Raw genomic sequence first — 20,165 nt, 5'->3', positions numbered from 1 at the left:
TCAAGAGCCCGGATATAAGCACGCAATCACACTAATAATGCTAAAAGTGGCTTGTACAATTGGAGGAGTCCATATAAGCAAGTTTACCTTGCGAGCTCTTTACGTTGATAAAGCTGTTGAAGATGCGCCGTGAAAGCCGGCGCTTATTAAGTGATTAAAGCGCTGAGCGCTGTCTTAACACTTCAAATAAACATACACCGGTCGCAACCGATACATTTAAGCTAGACACGCTACCTACCATCGGGATCTTAACCAGCTCATCGCAATGCTCTCGAGTTAAACGGCGCATGCCATCGCCTTCAGCGCCCATTACAATGGCCATAGGTCCAGTCAGGTTTGCATCAAAAACAGCTGTATCGGTTTCACCTGCAGTACCCACAACCCACACACCGGCTTCTTTAATATCACGCAATGTGCGAGCAAGATTGGTTACTTGGATAAGCGGAACCGTTTCTGCAGCGCCACACGCTACTTTTCTTGCAGTGCCGTTTAGCTTTGCAGACTTATCCTTTGGTACGATAACACCATGCACACCTGCTGCATCAGCACTACGCAGACACGCACCTAAGTTATGAGGATCCGTTACCCCATCAAGTACCAAGAAAAATGGTGTGGTTTCTCTTTGAATGATCTCATCAAGATCTTTTTCATTGTATGCACGCGCCGCTTTAACATTGGCAATAATGCCCTGATGTTGCTCACCATTCGCTTTGTTATCAAGCGCTTTGCGCTGCATAAACTGCACTGAAATACCAAACTTACGGGCATCGTTTACGACTTGATTTAAACGCTGATCTTCACGTCCCTTTAGTGCATAAATTTCTAAAAAGCGCTCCGGCGCGTTATTCAAAATGGCTTCGATTGAATGAAAGCCAAAAATTAATTCGTTACTCACGTTAAAGCTCCCGCTTTATAATCTATTGCGCTTTTTTGCTACGATTTCTTTCGTTCTTACCTGGGCGTTTTGCTTTGCCCTTTGCCGCTTTGGCTTTTTTACTCGTCGATTTTTTCTTCGACTTCAGCGTGCCTGCCTTTTTCGCCTGTTTGAGCTCACCCTTAGGGGTCGTTCTTTTACGCTTTTTGGCTTTGTCATCGCCTTTATTATCTTTATCGCGACCAGACGTTTCACCGTCACGGCGCTTAACTCCCGGGATTTTACCCGTTTTTAGCTGCTCACGAACACTACTTGCTGTGCTTTTTGGCGATTTTCGACGCCTCGCATACCTGTCTTGCTGACCTTCTTCAGCTAAAGCTAAGTTGATGCGACGATCATCCAAGCTAACTGAAGCGACCACAACGGTAAGTTTATCGCCGAGTCTAAACACTGTGCGACTATGCTCACCAATCAAACACTGCTTTGCACCATCAAAGTGGAAGTACTCATGCCCTAAATTGCTAACATGGATCATCCCGTCAATCTGCAGGTCGTCCAACCTCACAAATAATCCAAAGTTGGTGACCGATGAGATCACACCGGTAAATTCATCGCCAACATGATCTTGCATAAATTCACATTTAAGCCAATCAGCGACTTCACGAGTGGCGTCATCAGCGCGGCGCTCTGTCATCGAGCACTGCTCACCTAGTTGTTTCACTTCATCTTCATTGTAGATGTAAGCGCCACTTACTGGCTGTTGTTGCTGCTGTAAAATGCCTTTGATTGCGCGGTGTACCACCAGATCCGGATAACGGCGAATAGGTGAGGTAAAGTGTGCATAGGCTTTTAATGCCAAACCAAAGTGGCCAATATTTTCTGGCTGATATACCGCTTGCTTCATTGAGCGCAGTAGCATGGTTTGGATCAATTCTTTTTCAGGACGATCTCCCAATGACTCAAGCGCTTGGGTCAACTCCTCTGGCGACGGATCGTTAGGTAATTGGCTTTCAATACCCAAGTCTTGCAAGAATTGCCTAAACTGGCTCAACCTTTCAGGGTCTGGCTCATCATGAACACGGTACAAGCTATGGGCTTCGTGTTTTTCCAACAGCTTTGCTGCTGACACGTTCGCCAAGATCATGCACTCTTCAATCAGCTTGTGGGCATCGTTACGAACCACAGGCACGATAGAGTCAATTTTTCGATGGGCATTAAATACAAAGCGCGTTTCTAGGGTTTCAAACTCAATCGCGCCACGCTCCTGCCTTGCAGCCTTCAGCGCCATATACATGTTATGGAGCTCGGTCAGATGAGGCACAAGAGGCTGATAATCCGCTCTGAGCTTTTCGTCACCTTGTAAAATCGCATGGACTTTGGTGTAAGTAAGACGAGCGTGAGAGTTCATCACGGCTTCGTAAAAACGGTAGCCAGACAAACGACCCGCTTCGGACACGGTCATTTCCGCAACCATACATAAACGGTCTACCTTAGGATTCAATGAACATAAACCGTTCGATAGCACCTTAGGTAGCATTGGCACAACTTGCTCAGGAAAATACACTGAGTTACCACGCTCAATCGCTTCTTTGTCAAGCGCAGTGCCTTTACCTACATAATGAGACACATCCGCAATAGCAACCCATAAACGCCAACCACCTGACTTTTTACGCTCGCAATATACGGCATCATCAAAGTCACGGGCATCTTCACCATCTATGGTCACTAACGGTAAATCGCGCAGGTCAACTCGGCCTTGTTTTGCTGACTCTTCAACAAACTCACCAAGATTTGCAACTTGTGCTTCTACTTCACTTGGCCACTCATGAGGAATGTCATGATTGCGAAGTGCCACCTCAATTTCCATACCAGGTGCCATATGATCGCCGAGCACCTCAAGTACTTTACCCATTGCATTCATTTGTTTGCTAGGGCTTTGAGTGATCTCTACCTGCACCATTTGATTATGGCGAGCACCATTTTCTTGGCCTGGTACGATGATGATATCTTGAGTAATACGCGGGTCTTCTGGCACCACGACTGCCATGCCAAACTCAACAAAATAACGACCGACGACTGGTGCACGCTCTTTTTCAAGTACCCGCACAATGCGCGCTTCCACCTTACCACCTGAGCCTCGGCTGCCAGCCTTCGCTAACACCCAATCGCCATGCAGCACGCGCTCCATTTGATACTTAGTGATAAACCAATCTTTGGGTTCGCCTTCGACTTCTAAAAAGCCAAAGCCGTCACGGTGTCCAACAACGCGGCCTTTAACTAGACCATCATCACTTGGAATGGTGTAACACTTAAATTTATTGAAGTGCAGTTGACCGTCTCGCTCCATTGCGCGCAAGCGGCGTTTAAGCGCAATTTGACGTTCTTCGTCTTGCACTTTTAAATCGTTACACAATTGAGAGAAAGAAGGTGGTTTGGCCGCGCTTTTAATGTGTTCTAAGATAAATTCGCGACTAGGTACTGGATTGTCGTATTTTTGCTGTTCTCTATCGAGATAGGGATCCTGTTTTGGCATTACTGTCTTGTTAAATAAGCTATGCTGTTATTTTAACCCAAAATAGCCTAATGACCTAGGCCAAGATCGATGAATCTTTTTATGCAGATAGATTAACCACTGAATTTGATACCGACTCCAGTGTTGCAATTTGGGCATGAAGTTCTAATAAACGCTCAACTGAGCGTCTAGCAACCATAGCAAGACCGTCCCAATCAACTTGCTCTTCCGAGTAACTTAGCTGCGCGGTTGCAGCTTGAACAAGCTCGGCAAAATTCACCATGCCAAGCTCCAGCGCTTCATTTTCAATGTAGGCAAGTTTATCAACGGCTAAGTCAGTTACATTCAACTCTGTGAGCCCTTTAATTTGCGCAATTTCGTACTCAAATCGATCGGCTAAATACATCAACTTCGTCGCCAGCACACCTGAACTTTCACGGTTTGCGAGATCCACAAATCTTGATTGATCAATCAAAGTCTTACATTCCAAGCGAGACGTTGTTTTTACAGTCGCACATTCCAGTGCCGCATATAAACGGCTTGGCATGATAGGCTTAGTTAAACAGTCCTGCATGCCAGCTCGGAGGCATCGCCTTTTTAATTCAGGATCGCCATCACCCGTTAACGCTATCACCTTAACGCTGGAGGTGAAGCCAATTTCGTTGAAGCCTTCTTTAAACCACTCAAGACCATTACCATCAGGCAGTCGCATATCTAACAGAATAATATCGAAATTGTGTTCTAATAACGCGACTTCAGCTTCTGCAAGACACTTAGCAATAGAAAACTCACTCACCATATCGTTTAAATAGGTGCTGATCACATCAATATTCATGGGATTATCTTCAACAACAAGCACATTGAGTGCTAGCTTCTCTGTATTAAACTCTGTGCTCTGTAACGGTGAATCACTACACTGGCAATCTAACTCAAAGCTAAACACAGTGCCGTTACCAAGCTTGCTGTCGACGTTAAGCTCAGAGTCTAGCCCTTGTAGCAGTTGCTTGCATAACGCCAATCCAAACCCTGCACTTTGCGAGATGGATTGTTCGGCGTTTAATGTGACAAAGGGCTCGAAGATCTTTTCCATTTGTACTTCAGTCAGTCCTTTTCCTGTATCCTTAATTGCAAAGCGGATAGTTTGCTTATCCTCAGCGCGACTTGTACCTTCAAGGATCAGCGTAATAATGCCTTTATCTGTGTACTTAATCGCGTTCGAGAGCAGATTTCTAAGTACCAAGGACAATGTATCTTGCTCGACAACATGAACGTCCTGTGGATACAGGCCTTTAACCTCCACCCTCAAACTCAACCCTTTAGCCAATGCCAGCGGCTGTAAGAGGCGAACTAACTCTTGCGAAAGACTATAAAGCGAGACAGGCACGCGATTTTGCGCCGCATATTCCCCTTTCGCTTGCAATAATACTTGATTGGCTAAGTCCGACATCGACATCGCGGCGTGGACGATTACATCGCATAATTGAGCATGGCGATTGGGCTCACGCGGCACTTTTTTAAGTGATTCTGCATGACCAACAATGGCGTTTAGTGGTGTTCTCAGTTCATGACTTAATAACGTTAAAAACTGTCCTTTTACTTGCGCTGAGTGCTCAGCAGCAGTTTTTAACAGGCAGAGTTCTTTTTCACGACGGCTGCTACATAACAGGCATAAAGAAAAACACAACAGCAGCGGCATCGTGCTCACAGAGACAGCAAAAAACTGATTAACCCAATTTGCCGAGACAAGGCTATCTGTCACCGAGTAGCCACCAAGCATGACCAACCTAAAAGTAAACACGGCTAGTAAGCTCAAGCACGACAGGCCAAACGCCCAATGTGCTGCACTAAATTCCTTCGATAATAACTTTTGTCCTTTATTCAGAGCCCGTAGACAATAAATCATCGCCATTGCCCAGACTAAGTAGTTGATCCCGACGCGAGCGATAAAATTAAAATCCACGTACAAAAAGTAAGTAAAACTGGGAATACCCAATGCAGCTAATACATACCAAGGCATATAGTTACTTTTCACACTAAAAAACGCATCAACACCACGAGCCAGATAAAAAAGCCCAAATGCGATAGTGAGATTGGGAATAAAAATTGAGAACGTAATGGGAAGTGTATAGGCGGCCAACAGGCCGCATCCAATTGCAGTGAGCGCAATGAAAATAAGCCAATCTCGAGTGCCTGGTAGGCCTTTATTAATAAACCAGTTTACGGCCATAAAAACTGTACAGACCACAGTCGTTATTGCGGTAACTTGAATAAGTAATTTAGGATCCATTATTGCACTCAAAATTAATACATTATTATTACTTGGCGAATGGTGCAGTATATTACCGCACAGCATTATTTTGAAGTATTAACTGGATATATGCTATTACACCTAGTTACAGCCATCCTTTTTGCTTAGCAATTCTTGCTGCATCTACCCGGTTTGTCGCATGTAATTTTGCGATAGCATCGGATAAATAATTCCTTACCGTTCCCTCGCTCAAAAATAGCTGTCCTGCGATTTCAGCGGTTTTTAATCCTTCACTAGCTAAACGTAACGCTTTGCGTTCCTTATCGGTAAGTGGATCAGCATCTTCCAAAGCGTACAACGCAAGCTCTGGGTCAATAACCTTATACCCGTTCATGACCTTTTTCAGCGTTGATAGCAAGTACTCACTTGGAGCTTCTTTTAATACAAAACCATTTACCCCTAAAGTGATCGCGCGACGAATATAACCCGCTTTAGAAAAGGTCGTCATGATAACTACTTTTGTGTCTGGCATTTTTTGTTGTAAGTGCTGAGCAAGCTCAAGTCCAGTGACTTGTGGCATTTCAATATCCGTTAGCACGATATCAGGCGTTAACTTTGCTAACTTTTCCTTTGCAACTTGACCATTTTCAGCTTCGCCAACCACTTCTATCTCTCTATCTAAGCTCAATAATGCCGCGATAGCCCCTCTTACTAATGCTTGATCTTCAACAATAAAAACTTTGATCATCCTGCTTCCCCTAGTACCGCCTTAAAGTATCCGCCCTGTTCGGTATGATAAAATAATTGGCCACCACATTCTTTCAATCTGGTACGGATCCCCATTAAACCATTTCCTTCTTTTATGGACTCGATAGAACCATTATCTTTAATTTCTACAAAGACATTATTGTCAGTTTGCCGCAGTGTGAAGCAAACCTTATCAGCATCGCTGTGACGAATAATGTTGGTGCATATTTCTTTAGCAAAAAAGCACAAACAGGCTTCGCTTACTTTATCTAAAGTGACCGCCTGCAATTCTAGCGTTACGGCAATGCCCTTATCTTTTAGCCTTGAAGCCAAAATGTGCAGCTGAGCATCAAGCGCTAGCTGATGGTAGCCAGTGACGGCTTGGCGCACTTCGCTTAGTGCTTCTCTCGCTAAGTCTGCAACCTGCTGCGCTTCTGATTGCGCTTGCTCTAATGCATTTGCAGCAGCAAATTTACTCGCCAACTCCGCTTTTAATGCTATCGAGCTGAGTGAATGACCGAGTAAATCATGTAGGTCGCGCGCAATACGCTCTCGCTCAGCCACGGCGCCTAATCGCTTAATCTCCTCTTCACTTTGCCTCTGCAACTCTTTGTGTACTCGCTCTCGGTGTGACATCCAACCAAAAATAAAGAGTCCACATGCCACACACAGTGCAGGCATCAAGAAATAAACCGTTTGCTGGGTCGCGATAAATTTAGCCGTTAGCAATACCAACGCTATGATGACCAGCATCGCAATGATTTTATAGCGAGGCAGAAAATTAAAACCGCAGAAAAAAGCAATAAAGCCAAATAACGAACTCGTCCCGGTCGTCACCCAACTACCTGCGACACAAAGCCCTGCCATCAGCACTAAATTCATCACCAACGCATTGCCCGTTTTTGTAATACTCTGCCAATAGAGCACGACAAAACTAAGGTACACAACAACTTGCAACGCAATATTCACTACACTCAATTGCGCCCAGTTAAATATCAATGGGAAAAAATAAAAGGTTGAAAATATAAGGGGTCCGGCATTCCAAAGTGAGCGCCGTTTCTCAACTAGGGTAAATTCTGTGGTAATGGACACAAGCTTCTCTGATTCACTCTTTTTATTATTATTTACGTTTAAGCGCAGAATGTTGAGTGACAAGTGTCAACAATCTTGTCATCTCAAAGCGATTAAATGATAGACTGCTAAAAAACAGTTCTAATATTCAATATGCGCCCACAACAGTCCGCTTTACTCTCGCTTCATAGTGCCGTTTTATTATTTGGTGGAACAGCATTATTTTCAAAATTAATTTCACTCTCAGCACTGGATATCACCGTTTACCGTACCGCCGTTGCTTTCGTTGTGCTACTACTGTTACTCAAAATACAACGGCAGCCGATAAAATTAATACACAAAAAAGATTATCTAACGGCTTTAGTTCTTGGTGTCATCGTGGGACTCCATTGGGTGACTTACTTTGCAGGCATGCAAATGGCGGGAATTGCAGTTGGGATCATTGCCTTTTTCACCTACCCCGTGATCACCGTTTTTTTAGAGCCACTTTTCACTCGCAGCCGTGTACAGCTAAAAGATTTTATCAGTGCGAGCGCGGTGTTATTTGGTATCTATCTGTTAGTACCAGAAGCGAATCTTGGCAACCAAGTTACCTTGGGGATTATTACGGGCGTATTCTCAGGCGCACTCTTTGCGCTACGCAACTTGCTCCAAAAGCGCTTCTTTTCTCACTATAGCGGCCCACACACAATGCTTTATCAAACGCTTGTTGCATGTCTCATGCTGTTAGCATTTGTGGAAGTGCCAATTCAGCAAGTATCCACAGAAAACCTCTGGTTAATCTTGCTTGCAGGAGCAATATTTACGGCAATTCCACATGCCTTGTTTGCCTCTAGCCTACGTTATTTATCTGCCACCACTGCTGGGTTAATTTCTTGTTTACAGCCATTGTATGGAACGCTATTAGCTTATATTCTGTTACACGAGACGTTGACACTTACAACATTACTTGGCGGGTTGTTGGTAGTTAGTGCAGCCTGTTTTGAAACTTGGTCTATTACAAGGAAAAAAGCATGATTCAAGTCTTAGCGCACCGTGGAGCCAGTGGCAGCTATCCAGAAAATACACTTGCTGCAATAGAAGCGGCTCTCCATATTGGCGTTGATGGTATTGAGTTGGATGTGCAAAGTTGCGCGGATGATTACGCCATTATCCACGACACTTGGCTAGACAGAACCACCAACGGCGTGGGTAGAGTTAATGAACAAACTCAAGCCTACCTTGCCACGCTTGATGCCGGTAAAGGGCAATCAATTCCCACCTTGCAGCAAGTGTTCGCCACGATAGGCAAACAGACAGATATCAATTTAGAACTAAAGCATACCTTTGGCCTAGATAAATTCGTTACCTATATTGAAGAACATATCCAGCAAGGCGTGATCACCAGAGAGCAGCTACTCATCTCCTCTTTTGACCATCATCAACTATTGTGGCTAAAGCAAAAATTACCTTGGGTAAGAATTGGCGCGTTAACCGCTTCTATTCCAATTCATTATGCGCAATTTGCCGAATCGCTCCATGCCTACAGCATTCATATGGACAAAAACTTTATTAATCATGAATATGTGTTGGACGCAAAATCTCGCGGATTAAAGGTATTTGCTTATACAGTCGATAAACAGCAAGACATAGATATGATGCTAGATTTCGGGGTGGATGGTATTTTCACTAACTTTCCATGCCAAACCAAAATGTATTTACAGGGCATTGGCGCCTACGCCACCCCAATTGAGTAACTGCTTGATCGCTTTAGCATTGTTATTCCATTTAGCTCATCTATACTGAGACAAATAAAGTGGCACAATGATGAGCCCAATATGAGTTTATATATGCGCATTTATAATTTTGTAGAACAGACGTTTTTCTATACCCTTTCTCGTAAAATTGTTGGCAATTTAGGCTTTTTACTCCTATTTCAGGTTATTAGCTTGGTTTGGCTGTATTCTGAACTTGCTCACTCCGGTGCGAGTATGGGACTGTTTTGGCTTATCACTATTGTGATCCTTGCCGCGTTTGCGTTTACCATCTTCTATATGCGCTTTTTAATCGTACGACCTGTACAAGCGATGAAAGAGTCATTGGAGCGTGTTAATCGCCAAAACGGTAACTTAGATGCGAAACTGCCACAATTCACTTATGACGAATTTAGAGATTTAAGCGAGCAGTACAACACCTTTACCACCCACCTTAGTCTCTTATTGGAAAAAACATACGAAAGTGCCGCTGCGGCGACACAAAGCAACCGCGATATCACCAGCTCCATGCAAAGTACCGCAAAGTATGGACAGCAGCAGCTGAGCCAAGGTGACACGATTATTGCCGCTTCCGATCAGGTCAGCCACAGTTTACAAAGTATTGTGCACAATACCGATCAAGTTTATCAGGCCAATACCGAAAGCTTGCACTTTGTTCGCGGTTCATCACAGTCGCTAACTAAGCTTGTCGCTGAAGTAAAACAAATCACCACGCTACTAGGTAACTTTTCATCGACGGTTTCAGGCCTAAAAGAAAATAGTGAGAATATTCGCAACATTCTAAAAATGGTTGAAGAGTTTTCCGACCAAACCAACTTGCTTGCTCTCAATGCGGCAATTGAAGCAGCTCGAGCAGGTGAAGCTGGGCGTGGCTTTGCAGTGGTTGCCGATGAAGTTCGTGCGCTGTCGGTCAAGGTCAATGCTGCCACCCGCCAGATCAGCGATTTTATCAATCAAATGAACGTGCTGGTCGGTGAAACCAATCAAGAATCAGAACAATTGATTTCTCATTCAAGCTCAGCAGAGAAAGCCATCAGTGATACCTCTCAAGGCTTTATTTCGATGAGTGATGACTTTGAACGCAATCAAGCGCAATTAGAAGAAATCGTTAGTGCGGTACACCAACTTGAAGAAACACAAAAACATACCCATCAAGCAGTGCAACAAATTGTTGAGCTAGGTCAGCAGTCTAAATCACAAATTGACGGCGCATTAGCTGAATGCCAAAGTGCCCAAAAGCTCACAGAAACCACTCAAAAAGAACTTACTCGCTTTGTTTCGCGGCGCTAAGCCCGCGAAACATCAAATGTGAGCACTTCGCTGATGCTAGCTTTGTTTAGCGCCAGCATGACTAGCCTATCTATTCCCAGTGCAACACCAGCACAATCGGGGACGCCTGCGTCAAGTGCAGCCAATAACCGCTCATCGGCCGGCACTGGATGTAATCCCATCTCAGCTCTGAGCTGGTTATCTTGCTCAAAACGCGCTCTTTGCTCTACCGCATCCGTCAATTCGTTAAATCCGTTGGCCAGTTCCATGTTGCGATAATAGAGCTCAAAACGCCCTGCAACGCGATTGTCTTTCGGGTTAAGTTTTGCCAGTGCCGCTTGCGATGCCGGAAAGTGATAAACAAAACAAGGTTGCTGCTGACCGATTTTAGGCTCAATTTCCATGCAAAATAGCAATTGCAGTAGAGTATCTGGATTATTCTCGATAGCTGCAATATCACCATAACCGTATTTATTGGCGTGCGCTTTCAATTCCGTCAGCGACACGCTTAAAGGGTCAAATCCAAGATGGGTCACAAAGGCTTGTTGGTAGGTCATTGAGTCGCTAGCAGGACAGTCCAATAACATCTGCATCAGCTCATCGATTTCCGCCATTAAGTCAAACTCGTCAAAGCCCGGACGATACCACTCTAACATCGTAAATTCTGGATTGTGATGACGCCCAGACTCTTCGTTACGAAAAGCCTTACATAATTGAAAAATCGCACCACTGCCTGCGGCAAGTAGTCTTTTCATCGCATACTCGGGTGACGTTTGTAAAAATAAAGGCAAACCTTGGCTGTGATTTGGGCCAACAAATCGAGTATGGAAAGTATCTAAGTGAGGGTCGGTCACTGAGGCTTGAGAAAGGCTCGGCGTGTCGACTTCCATCACATCACGAGCAGCAAAAAAGTGCCGTATCTTCGCTAAAATTGCAGCCCTTTGCCTAAGCGTCTCTATCGTTGCACTTGGCTGCCAATTGTTCACCGTCATTGTTTACTCCAAAAAAATCCCAGCAACATGCTGGGATTTATTAAACATCGTAAATTGCTTTACGCTATTATTTTACGCGGCTTACGTATTCGCCACTACGCGTATCAACTTTGATCACTTCACCAATTTGAACGAACAAAGGAACACGAACAACAGCACCTGTGCTTAGGGTTGCAGGCTTACCACCAGTACCCGCAGTGTCGCCTTTCAGGCCTGGATCTGTTTCTGTGATCTCAAGCTCAACAAAGTTAGGTGGTGTTACTGCGATTGGGTTACCATTCCACAGTGTGATAGTACATACGTCATTTTCAACCAACCATTTTACGCTATCGCCAAGTGCTTTTTCATCAGCTGCGATCTGCTCAAATGTTTCGTTGTTCATGAAATGCCAGAACTCACCATCAGTGTATAAATACGCTAGATCAGTATCCATTACGTCTGCGCCTTCCACTGAGTCGCCAGACTTAAATGTTTTCTCTAGTACTTTACCTGAGATAAGCTTACGGATTTTAACGCGGTTAAACGCTTGTCCTTTACCAGGCTTGACCATTTCATTTTCTAAGATAGAACAAGGCTCGCCGTCCATCATAATTTTTAGGCCGCCCTTGAACTCGTTGGTGCTATAATTCGCCATCGTATCCTCTAATCTACGTATATTCGAGTAATTAACCTGCTAATGATACAAATAAATGAAGTAAATTTGCAGACTAACTGGCAAAAAGAATTAGCAAATGTTGTCACTGACCCACAAGAGCTACTCAACATCTTGGGGTTGCATGACCAATTTGATGCACGAGACTTTGCAGCTAAGCGCTTGTTTCCTATGCGAGTACCTCGCCCATTTATCGCTAAAATGCGCCACGGAGATCGTCATGATCCCTTACTATTACAAGTGTTACCTGTACATCAGGAATATTTAACTGAAGCGGGATTTAGTAAAGATCCACTCGAAGAACAAGACGCACCTGTACCTGGTTTGTTACATAAGTACCACTCTAGGGTATTACTCATGCTCAAAACCGGTTGTGCGGTCAACTGCCGCTACTGTTTTCGACGCCACTTCCCCTATCAGGATAATCAGGTCAACAAACGCACCTTAGAGCCAGTATTTGATTATTTGCGCGCCCATCCTGAAATCAATGAGGTGATCTTAAGTGGCGGTGATCCGCTGATGGCCAAAGATGACATGATAGCTTGGGTGCTAGAACAATTAGAGGCTATACCACAAATCAAACGTTTACGTATTCACAGCCGCTTACCGGTAGTGATCCCAGCGAGAGTAACCGAGGAATTGTGCCAACGTTTAGCAAAGAGTCATTTAAAGGTGATTTTGGTAAACCACATTAATCATGCAAATGAAATCGATGATACTTTTAAAGCGGCAATGCAAAGGCTTAAACAAGCCAATGTGACCTTGCTAAACCAAGCTGTGCTACTTAAAGGAATTAATAACGATGTTGCAACCCAAGCCCAATTGAGTGAAGCCTTATTCGACGCAGATATACTGCCTTATTATTTGCATTTACTCGATAAGGTAGAAGGCGCTAGTCATTTTGATGTAGAAGAGCGTGAAGCCAAGGCGATAATGGCTGAGCTTTTGGAAGTGCTGCCGGGATTCTTGGTGCCTAAATTAGTGCGAGAAATTGGTGGTCAGCCAAGTAAAACGCCGATCGACTTAAATTTACTAGACTAAAATAGCAAAAAATCGGTGCTAATGACCCTAGCACCGATTGCTTTGCACATATCTATCGGACATGCCGAAGACAACGTGCCATCAGACATAAGCTTACGCGTATGTATTGATGTTGTTGCCTAGCGTTGCTGTCACTGATTTAGCTGGCGTTTGTGCTGCTGCACTGCTGCCCGCAGATTCAATTAAAGCAAGCGCGGCTTGTCCATCTGCTTTCTGTTGCTTTTTTGCCAAAACGGCGCTGTATACTTCACCGCTTTGACCAGCTCCAGACATAGCTGGTAGGTTACTTCCGGAAATATTCATAAGTGATTACCTGACTTTTTGATGGATCAGGTTAGTTATCGGCGTAAAAAACTAAACCTTTAGGATAAATTTTAACTTATTTCATCATCCATAATAACGAAAAAATAAAGGTTAAACACCAACTGCTACTCCTTCACTCTGTTTATTCCAGTTTATTGTAGGCGAAAATAGTTCCACCTCACGAAGAACCATCAGCTTATCTGCGCTCAATTTACTACTAGCTTTTTTACTCGACTTTAGCTGCTCAACAACAGCCTTAACGGCAGTGCCGATTTCATTGATTTCTGCTGTCGTCATTGTTGGGTGTAACGAAATTCTTACCCAGCCTGCTGGCGTCGCACTTTTTACACCACATCCAAGCTTTTCAAATTCCTTCTTAAAAATATGATGTGCATAATAACCTGCACAAGAGATTCCACCTCGAACTTGGATAGCAAATTGGTTATCTAACTCCTCAGCAATGTCATTGTGGTCTAGGTTATTAACAAAGAAGGAAATAATACCCAGTTTTTCAACTGGATGATCTTCAACAATATGAAGGCCTGAAATTTCTCGTAACTGCTGTGCAAGTAAAAACCTGAGTTCTTTTTCTCTTGCAAGAATATTTTTCACTCCCATTTTTTCCTTTAGTACCACGGCCAAAGCGGCACGAACAGCTTGCAATGTACCAGGCGTTCCACCATCTTCTCTTTGTGTAATGTCTGCAATGTAAGTGGGATTACCCTGTTTATCTACGGACTCCACTGTACCACCACCAGGTTGGTCTGGCGTATTTAGCTGATATAGATTTTTATTAAATATCAACACACCTGAAGCACCGGGACCGCCTAAGAACTTATGTGGGGAGAAAAAAACCGCATCTAAGCGACACTCGTCCCGCTCTGGATGCATATTGATTTCAAGGTACGGGGCTGCGGCGGCGAAATCGGCAATACAAACACCACCATATTGGTGTACTAAAGCCGCTAAGCTACTGAGTTGTGTACATACACCCGATGCATTAGAGGCCGCACTAAATGCACCAATGATCTTACGCCCCTCGTATGCAGATAATAAACGTTTAAAGGCAGCTAAGTCTGATGCTGGCTTACCTTTAGCTGCAGGAATAACAACCACTTCGACCTCACATGCCAGCCATGAAGCGTGATTTGAGTAATGCTCCATATGTGTAACAAAAACCACAGGAAGGGGCTCGGCACCAACACGGGGTCCTTTCAATGCCATTAAACGCTGCAACTTATTTACAGCCGCTGTTGACCCATTTCCAGTAAACAATAAGATGTCATTTTCATCCGCATTAACATGCGCTTTTATAATATCTTGCGCCTCATGGTATGCCTTAGTCATCACCCGAGAAGTCTCATTGGATTCAGTGTGGGTGTTGGCAATATAAGGCCCTAGCTCTTGATTTATATAGCGTTCAATTGGCTCATATAATCGCCCACTAGCCGTCCAATCCGCATAAATTAAAGACTTGCTCTGATTATTTCTAGAAACCTTGTGCTCTGTACCAATAATTCCTTCGCGGTAAGGAAAAAAGTAGTTTTCTAACGAATTCATTTCGTGGCTCCTTGCTCTTTAACAAGTGTAGGAGATGACCCGTATCAAGGATACGGGTTGCACCCTTTAAAGTAAGATTTGCTCTGGAGGAACACCAAGTAAGGCTCTCCCCAATTGATGTTGATTACGCGGCGATGTCATGGCGTGTTGATTCATAGTGACGATGTCTCGAAGCGCTTGCTCTAATGGGTTTCCCTGATAAACCGCCGAACCACCACGACACTTAACTAACGTTTCTACAATCTCTTGGCAGCCACTAAATACTTCAGTGGTAGCGGCTAAAAAGGCCACCTGTTGCACAGGAGAAGGCATCTCACCTTGCTTCAATAAAGACCAGATTTGCTCAACTTCATGATACAAAAATGCTCTTAACACTCTAAGTTTAGTTGCCGCTTCGCCAACTGCACCTTGTACAAAAGACTCATCTTTTAATGCTCGGCCTTTTAAAAATTGCCCTGCCTGATGTACTTGCCTTGTTGGCTTATTTGCCTCCGAAAGGAAAAAGTCTAATGCAGATTGTGCCACCCCAAGCGGTACAGCAGAGAAATTAAACATGAAGGCCATTGGGAATTGATAAAGCGCTCCATCCTGAAAACTTCTTGGTTGCTGGAAGCTAAACGTCATTTCCTCTGCCACAAATATCTCTTGCTGCAACGCGACATCATTACTGCCAGTGCCCCGAAGCCCCATCACATGCCAAGTATCAAGGATTTCAAGATCTGACATGTTTAAAAAGCATTGCAGTGTTTGCGGAATATCTCCCTCTAGTAACACCATGTCTTCACCGTCATACACCTTACAACCCGCAATCAACCACTCAGCATTATTACAACCACTGACAAAGGGCCAACGACCACTTACCATATAACCGCCCGCAACTTTACGCGCTTTACCCGTTTGTGATAGAGCTGCACCACTGATGACATGAGGGTTTGGATAGGTTTTTGTTGCCAGCTCTTGGGGTAACATTGCTGCAAAGTAACCACTGTCTGAACCGATCATAGTGCACCACCCTGCCGCACTATTGGCTCGAGATATTTTCTCAATCAATTTAATTTGACTGATTGGATCCAGCTCAGCGCCTCCCATTGATTTTGGCATCGCCATACTGAATACACCGGTCTCTTTGAGCAGACTAACCGTGCTTTCTGGTAATCTTCTCAGTGCTTCAATGTCTGCACTCGCCGCAGCTATTTGATTAATAATTTCATCAATATTGTTATCTATTTGTTCAAATGTCATTGTGTTATTCATTTTATATATTCCTTAAATTACCTGTACTCGCCACACTTCACGATTCATCGAAAGCTCCGTCATGGGCAACCTTCCGTGTAGGGTGTAATGATTGTCTACTATGATTAAGTCGCCATCCTGCCAGTCATGGGCAATCATGCAGCGCTCGTCATAACACAAGGCGTTGACTTCAGAGATCAGCGCATTAAATGCATTGCTTTCAAGTTGCTCTGAACTCAGTTCAAAAGTTTGCAATTGAGAGTCGCTACCCTCTTGATAACGCAGCAGTAACTCACCATTTTTAGGGTGTTCAAACACCAAAGGATAAACGCGCGGCACACCACCAAAATAAGTCATCTTTGTGGAATAGATAACTTCTGTTTCTTGCCACTCTCTCACCTTTTTTCGACCAGCGAGCTTCAACACATTACGGCTGTCAACAATCGTTGTTTGCCCTTCGCCGGGCTGCGCAGCGGTTTTACAGTAAAGTAAAAAGGTTGATGCGTAGAAACGCTCATTATCAATAACACGCTCATGATCGAGCGGTAACATACTCAAATCCCAATGTAATGGTGTTTTTTCAATGGAGTGAACAAATCCATGAGGTTTTTCTTCAGGCTTCACCACGTGAACTGGTCCAAACTGCCATTGATAAATCTCACCAAAAGGCGCGGTTAACTCGACTAATTCCTGCTCTTCTTCAAGGCCTGCATTTGGTAGTAAAACAAAACCAAACTCTTGACTTAACATCGTGAGGAATTGAGGCGACAACTCTTGATAGGTCATATCCGAAGGTAGGTTTATTCTCAGCCCGAAACGCGGTGACTTCAGCACTTCAAATTGTATTGCTGTAAAGCGCGCTTCTGAAACTTCAATATACATCCAGTTGCTATTTTCGAAAGTCACATTAGCAACATTGAGCTCTTTAGCCGTTGCATGAGGCATCAACTCGACATTGCCATTCAAACGCATCACAGGAACAGCATGCCAAGGTGCTAGCACTTGTTGATTGTTCGCCGATAAAGCGATAGTAAACTTTGGCCCTGTATTGTCGTATCGGTGCGTTGATAAACGGATATGGTTTGAGAATCGTTCATTGATGCTATGCGTCAGCGCCTTTCCTCGAAACATCATCTCGTAGGCTTTATCGCATATGCTTGCTAAGTAATCGTCTCTATCATTTTGCGAGAGATGTACAAGACAAACATCGTTATATAGGTAGCTACATAAGTCATCATGTTCGATGCGAAGCTGCGCATCTTTTTTAACCTTGTCAGTATAATTTTGTAGTGCTCTGGGATTCGTCGTTAAATTCTTAAGTAGCTGCTTTCTTAGATAAGCAGAGTCATACTCTGAGTTTGCTTTTTCTAATTGACATAAATCGGTTAAATCTGCCCATTGTATGTCATGAGTTATGGTTAACGTTCTTAATGCCGCATTGTATTCCTGCATAATAGCGTCATCGACACCAACAAGATCTGAGAAAGTTGCGCCATCACTAATAATGGTTAATTTCGCGCCAACTGGATAAATATCTTGGATATCATCACACAAAGACTGCATCCGCTCTAAGGCCAATACCTCACCATAATCTGGTAAGTTAGAAAATGATTTCGCATCTATATTTGGTGATTTGCAAGGAAACCCAGGTAGCACAAGTTGCACTGCTTGCTCTTGGCTCGTAAATGCCGCAATGGCTTTTGCGAGCTCAGCTCGACCCTGCTTTGCAAAACCGTCACCAGTTTGTACTAAGTACTTTTCGATAACATCAGCTACCCGAGTATTAATATCATCATTTAACCCAGCCTCTAGTTTTTCATCTAAAACCTTCCAAGCAGGGAAGTCATCTAATGACCAAATCTGATTGATTAAGGCATTTTTCTCTGCTCGGCTCCAGCCTAAGTGGCGGATCGCAAAATGCCCAAATAACAGCGAAGCTCGGTAGTTGGCAGCGCAATGTAATAGCACATTGTTATCTTGATTATCCAACAGCAATGCTTCTACTTTCGCAAAGTCGGCAAGAGTTGGGTTCGCAAAATCAATTGGGTAATAAATATATGTCGCAGCGAGCTTTTCAACTAGCTCAGCTTCATTCTCGATAGAATAACGCTCGTCATATGGTGCAATATTGATAACGCAATTCACACCATTTGCTATCAACACTTCAAACTCATGTGCTGATGGCTGACCTGCTAATGCAACCTTATCGTTTATTTTTATGTAATTGTAAATTTCCATGATGTTCTCTTAAACACTTCCTAAAATTGATTTTTGTAATTCTGTAGCCGAACTCACAATTTCATCGGCTTTAAGCTTAAGCTGCTCTGCTACGCCGTACCCCCAAGTAACAAACCTGAAATCAATATTCGAGGCCTGTGCCGTGCGCTGATCGACTTCAGAGTCACCAATAAACACCACCTCATTAGGTTGAACGCTAAGCTTTTCAATAAGCCTTAAAGTCTGAGTAGGATTCGGCTTTTTGAGCGCTTCATCAGCGACACCTTGAATTGCATCGAATGCGAAATGCTTAAAGCAGTACTCCAATACATCCAGCGCCTGACGGTGATATTTATTGGTTACAACTGCGGTTTTCACTCCCTGTGCATGCAAGCTTTCAAGTAACTGCACTATGCCGGGATAAACAGTGAGCTGAGTGAATAGGTTGTCGTCATATACTTTGTTGTATGCAGCTACAGTCTCATGTAACGATCCAGTAGAGGCTCCGCACAGTGCTTGCAGCATGTTTGCACTTCCCTTACCAATAAATGGTAAAACAACATCTTGCTCCACCGCGTCAAGACCGTCTTTTCCGCGCAAAATATTGACGCTAGTGGTGATGCTGCTGAGCGTGTCAATCAAGGTGCCATCCAGATCGAAAATTGCGAGCTTATACATGCGCTGCAGCTCCATTTTCCCAAGACATAACATAATGACTTGGCGCTCCTTGACTAAACATCAATCGGTGACTGCTTTCGCTCACCATATTTCTGTGAGCAAGGTGAATTTGATCCTTTTTCAGTACCGCGACTGAGTGCCATGGTGTGCGCCAGCAATCTGCTGAATTAGCGAGTTTGATACCGATTTTTTGCGAAATTCTAAATTGTGGATGAATAGATAATCTCAAGGCTTCTGGGTATCTCACTTCTAGCAACTTACTCCAAGCATTACTTCGAAGTATTACCCTTAAGGCCGTAGACTTAGCCGCTTTTTGTACCTGAGTTTTACTCACCCCAGCAAACTCAACTAAACCAAGAAAATCCTCAAATAAGAACTTAGTTATTCCTTGATACATGGAGCGAGTTTCTTTTTCGCTTTGCGAGCGATTTGTTAAACTAACCAATGACTCACCATAGCGGATCATTAACTCTTCTCGCATCGCGTCTAAACATTTTATTTCGGGGAAGGCATCTTTAATGTCGTAAAAATCGAATTGGGTAGGATAATTGCTGGCGTAATATTCTTTGATAGCCTCGGTATAGCTATGTACGTCTGTATCGGGGATCCGTACAAGATCAGAGAACACATACCCATCGGAACAAATTAATACCTTTACACCCGGCGAATAGATTTTTTCAATTCTGTCGCAAAGTACATGAAGCATATCGATAGAATGCTTCTCGGCTAAATCCGGGTATTTACTTAATGTTTTATTGCGATTTGGTGATTTTCCCGGATAGGCCGGTAATACCATTGTTATCGGCTCACCCTTCGCGACCATCCGCTCTATTTTATCTAAGTGAGGATACAGTTCATCTTCACTTAAATACTCATGGATCTCGTCCGCTTGCGAAACTTCGGACTCTACCAACTTTCGCTCACGAAATACGAGTTGCAGTATCTGACGGGATAACTCCGCTACATTCTGGTTTGACATAAATCTCAGTCCTTATAAACTTATTTCATCCAATG

At 43.7% G+C, this 20,165-nt stretch carries 17 protein-coding genes; 4 read left to right on the top strand and 13 right to left on the bottom strand.

Translation table 11 applies throughout. From position 1 onward, the window contains the following. Positions 1-154 precede the first annotated feature (154 nt). The 5 genes from rlmB to BB427_RS14425 form a co-directional block, all read right to left on the bottom strand. Positions 155-895, bottom strand: coding sequence for a 23S rRNA (guanosine(2251)-2'-O)-methyltransferase RlmB (gene rlmB, locus BB427_RS14445; protein WP_010368698.1), 741 nt, complete (start codon positions 893-895; stop codon positions 155-157). 22 nt (positions 896-917) lie between these two features. Beyond that, positions 918-3,407: a ribonuclease R gene (gene rnr, locus BB427_RS14440; protein ID WP_069021424.1), complete on the bottom strand. Its 2,490-nt coding sequence runs from the start codon at positions 3,405-3,407 to the stop codon at positions 918-920. A 79-nt stretch (positions 3,408-3,486) separates the two neighbouring features. Further along, complete coding sequence (locus tag BB427_RS14435; RefSeq protein WP_069021422.1) at positions 3,487-5,673, bottom strand: ATP-binding protein; 2,187 nt, start codon at positions 5,671-5,673, stop codon at positions 3,487-3,489. A 106-nt stretch (positions 5,674-5,779) separates the two neighbouring features. Continuing rightward, positions 5,780-6,382, bottom strand: a complete 603-nt coding sequence (locus tag BB427_RS14430) for a response regulator transcription factor (RefSeq protein ID WP_010605828.1) — start codon at positions 6,380-6,382, stop codon at positions 5,780-5,782. Further along, entirely contained in the window at positions 6,379-7,350 is a 972-nt protein-coding gene (locus BB427_RS14425; protein ID WP_254663642.1) for a sensor histidine kinase, read from the bottom strand. The genes BB427_RS14430 and BB427_RS14425 overlap by 4 nt, the downstream gene beginning before the upstream one ends. A gap of 255 nt (positions 7,351-7,605) precedes the next feature. On the opposite strand from BB427_RS14425, the gene BB427_RS14420 reads away from it, so the two are divergent. The 3 genes from BB427_RS14420 to BB427_RS14410 all read left to right on the top strand — a co-directional run bounded on the left by BB427_RS14420 (position 7,606) and on the right by BB427_RS14410 (position 10,496). Next, positions 7,606-8,469: a DMT family transporter gene (locus BB427_RS14420; protein WP_045987952.1), complete on the top strand. Its 864-nt coding sequence runs from the start codon at positions 7,606-7,608 to the stop codon at positions 8,467-8,469. Beyond that, a complete protein-coding gene (locus tag BB427_RS14415; RefSeq protein WP_017217196.1) occupies positions 8,466-9,188 on the top strand; it encodes a glycerophosphodiester phosphodiesterase in 723 nt (240 codons plus the stop codon). The genes BB427_RS14420 and BB427_RS14415 overlap by 4 nt, the downstream gene beginning before the upstream one ends. A 93-nt stretch (positions 9,189-9,281) precedes the next feature. Continuing rightward, a complete protein-coding gene (locus BB427_RS14410; protein WP_069021418.1) occupies positions 9,282-10,496 on the top strand; it encodes a methyl-accepting chemotaxis protein in 1,215 nt (404 codons plus the stop codon). Here BB427_RS14410 and epmA read toward each other — a convergent pair. Beyond that, on the bottom strand, positions 10,493-11,467 hold the full coding sequence (gene epmA / locus BB427_RS14405) for an elongation factor P--(R)-beta-lysine ligase (RefSeq protein ID WP_069021416.1): 975 nt from the start codon (positions 11,465-11,467) through the stop codon (positions 10,493-10,495). The two genes, BB427_RS14410 and epmA, sit on opposite strands and share 4 nt — an antisense overlap. 67 nt (positions 11,468-11,534) lie before the next feature. Further along, complete coding sequence (gene efp / locus BB427_RS14400) at positions 11,535-12,101, bottom strand: elongation factor P (protein WP_017217199.1); 567 nt, start codon at positions 12,099-12,101, stop codon at positions 11,535-11,537. A gap of 42 nt (positions 12,102-12,143) precedes the next feature. Between efp and epmB the strand changes: the two genes are divergently transcribed. Further along, a complete protein-coding gene (epmB, locus tag BB427_RS14395; RefSeq protein ID WP_069021414.1) occupies positions 12,144-13,160 on the top strand; it encodes an EF-P beta-lysylation protein EpmB in 1,017 nt (338 codons plus the stop codon). A 93-nt stretch (positions 13,161-13,253) separates the two neighbouring features. On the opposite strand, the gene BB427_RS14390 is transcribed toward epmB, so the two are convergent. From BB427_RS14390 to BB427_RS14365, 6 genes are all read right to left on the bottom strand, one after another. Continuing rightward, positions 13,254-13,463: a hypothetical protein gene (locus BB427_RS14390; RefSeq protein WP_010368721.1), complete on the bottom strand. Its 210-nt coding sequence runs from the start codon at positions 13,461-13,463 to the stop codon at positions 13,254-13,256. A 111-nt stretch (positions 13,464-13,574) separates the two neighbouring features. Then, positions 13,575-15,023, bottom strand: a complete 1,449-nt coding sequence (locus tag BB427_RS14385; RefSeq protein ID WP_069021412.1) for an aminotransferase class V-fold PLP-dependent enzyme — start codon at positions 15,021-15,023, stop codon at positions 13,575-13,577. A 66-nt stretch (positions 15,024-15,089) separates the two neighbouring features. Continuing rightward, positions 15,090-16,277 carry an acyl-CoA dehydrogenase family protein gene (locus BB427_RS14380; protein WP_069021410.1) on the bottom strand — a complete coding sequence of 396 codons (1,188 nt, stop codon included), beginning with the start codon at positions 16,275-16,277 and terminating at the stop codon, positions 15,090-15,092. Positions 16,278-16,289: 12 nt separating this feature from the next. Beyond that, the gene (locus BB427_RS14375; RefSeq protein ID WP_045987958.1) at positions 16,290-18,494 is read right to left on the bottom strand and encodes an L-tyrosine/L-tryptophan isonitrile synthase family protein; all 2,205 of its coding nucleotides are present in this window, start codon (positions 18,492-18,494) and stop codon (positions 16,290-16,292) included. A 9-nt stretch (positions 18,495-18,503) separates the two neighbouring features. Then, on the bottom strand, positions 18,504-19,151 hold the full coding sequence (locus BB427_RS14370; RefSeq protein WP_254663641.1) for an HAD family hydrolase: 648 nt from the start codon (positions 19,149-19,151) through the stop codon (positions 18,504-18,506). Beyond that, a complete protein-coding gene (locus BB427_RS14365) occupies positions 19,144-20,130 on the bottom strand; it encodes an isocyanide synthase family protein (protein ID WP_045987960.1) in 987 nt (328 codons plus the stop codon). Before BB427_RS14365 ends, BB427_RS14370 begins: the two co-directional genes overlap by 8 nt. Positions 20,131-20,165: the final 35 nt, after the last annotated feature.

The organism is Pseudoalteromonas sp. BMB (assembly GCF_001709235.1).
Classification (GTDB): Bacteria; Pseudomonadota; Gammaproteobacteria; order Enterobacterales; family Alteromonadaceae; genus Pseudoalteromonas; species Pseudoalteromonas maricaloris.
This window is presented reverse-complemented; position numbering and strand designations above follow the sequence as displayed.

Excerpts from the sequence above, each read along its gene's own strand:
- BB427_RS14365 (WP_045987960.1), bottom strand. The coding sequence starts at position 20,130 with ATGTCAAACCAGAATGTAGCGGAGTTATCCCGTCAGATACTGCAACTC.
- BB427_RS14375 (WP_045987958.1), bottom strand. The coding sequence starts at position 18,494 with ATGGAAATTTACAATTACATAAAAATAAACGATAAGGTTGCATTAGCA.
- BB427_RS14380 (WP_069021410.1), bottom strand. The coding sequence starts at position 16,277 with ATGAATAACACAATGACATTTGAACAAATAGATAACAATATTGATGAA.
- BB427_RS14385 (WP_069021412.1), bottom strand. The coding sequence starts at position 15,023 with ATGAATTCGTTAGAAAACTACTTTTTTCCTTACCGCGAAGGAATTATT.
- BB427_RS14410 (WP_069021418.1), top strand. The coding sequence starts at position 9,282 with ATGCGCATTTATAATTTTGTAGAACAGACGTTTTTCTATACCCTTTCT.
- efp (WP_017217199.1), bottom strand. The coding sequence starts at position 12,101 with ATGGCGAATTATAGCACCAACGAGTTCAAGGGCGGCCTAAAAATTATG.
- BB427_RS14390 (WP_010368721.1), bottom strand. The coding sequence starts at position 13,463 with ATGAATATTTCCGGAAGTAACCTACCAGCTATGTCTGGAGCTGGTCAA.
- BB427_RS14430 (WP_010605828.1), bottom strand. The coding sequence starts at position 6,382 with ATGATCAAAGTTTTTATTGTTGAAGATCAAGCATTAGTAAGAGGGGCT.
- rnr (WP_069021424.1), bottom strand. The coding sequence starts at position 3,407 with ATGCCAAAACAGGATCCCTATCTCGATAGAGAACAGCAAAAATACGAC.
- BB427_RS14420 (WP_045987952.1), top strand. The coding sequence starts at position 7,606 with ATGCGCCCACAACAGTCCGCTTTACTCTCGCTTCATAGTGCCGTTTTA.
- epmB (WP_069021414.1), top strand. The coding sequence starts at position 12,144 with ATGATACAAATAAATGAAGTAAATTTGCAGACTAACTGGCAAAAAGAA.
- epmA (WP_069021416.1), bottom strand. The coding sequence starts at position 11,467 with ATGACGGTGAACAATTGGCAGCCAAGTGCAACGATAGAGACGCTTAGG.
- BB427_RS14435 (WP_069021422.1), bottom strand. The coding sequence starts at position 5,673 with ATGGATCCTAAATTACTTATTCAAGTTACCGCAATAACGACTGTGGTC.
- BB427_RS14415 (WP_017217196.1), top strand. The coding sequence starts at position 8,466 with ATGATTCAAGTCTTAGCGCACCGTGGAGCCAGTGGCAGCTATCCAGAA.
- BB427_RS14370 (WP_254663641.1), bottom strand. The coding sequence starts at position 19,151 with ATGTATAAGCTCGCAATTTTCGATCTGGATGGCACCTTGATTGACACG.